Here is a 461-nt window from a genome sequence, read left to right as displayed (position 1 = left end):
GCAACAAATAGCGCGAGAAGTTCGTATTAAAAATGCTAAGCAGGAGCAAATATAATGAACCCAAGACGTAAAAAACGCCTTTTAGTTATTGTTGCAGTGCTGTTTGGCATTGGTGCCTCAATAGGCTTGGTACTGTATGCATTACAAGAAAACATTAATTTATTTTATACCCCAAGTGAGCTTGTTGACGGTAAAGGCCCCAATAAAGAAAAACCACAAATAGGCCAAAAGCTACGCATTGGTGGCATGGTTGTACCAGGCACGGTTGAGCGTAATGAACAGAGCTTACAAGTAAGCTTTAAGCTAATTGATACAGGTCCATTAGTGACCGTGCGTTATCAAGGCATATTGCCAGACTTGTTTCGTGAGGGGCAAGGCATTGTAGCGCAGGGCGTATTAATCGAACCTAATGTTATTGAAGCATTTGAAGTGCTTGCAAAGCATGACGAAGAATATATGCC

At 41.4% G+C, this 461-nt stretch carries 1 protein-coding gene; it reads left to right on the top strand.

Translation table 11 applies throughout. From position 1 onward, the window contains the following. Positions 1-54 precede the first annotated feature (54 nt). Positions 55-461: cytochrome c maturation protein CcmE (ccmE, locus tag AAEY97_RS21160; protein WP_351001306.1), on the top strand; the 407-nt coding region annotated here is incomplete at its 3' end.

This window comes from Shewanella sp. TB7-MNA-CIBAN-0143, assembly GCF_040310065.1.
Classification (GTDB): domain Bacteria; phylum Pseudomonadota; class Gammaproteobacteria; order Enterobacterales; family Shewanellaceae; genus Shewanella.
The sequence above is the reverse complement of the archived record's forward strand: the minus strand, read 5'-3'. Positions and strand labels throughout refer to the sequence as shown.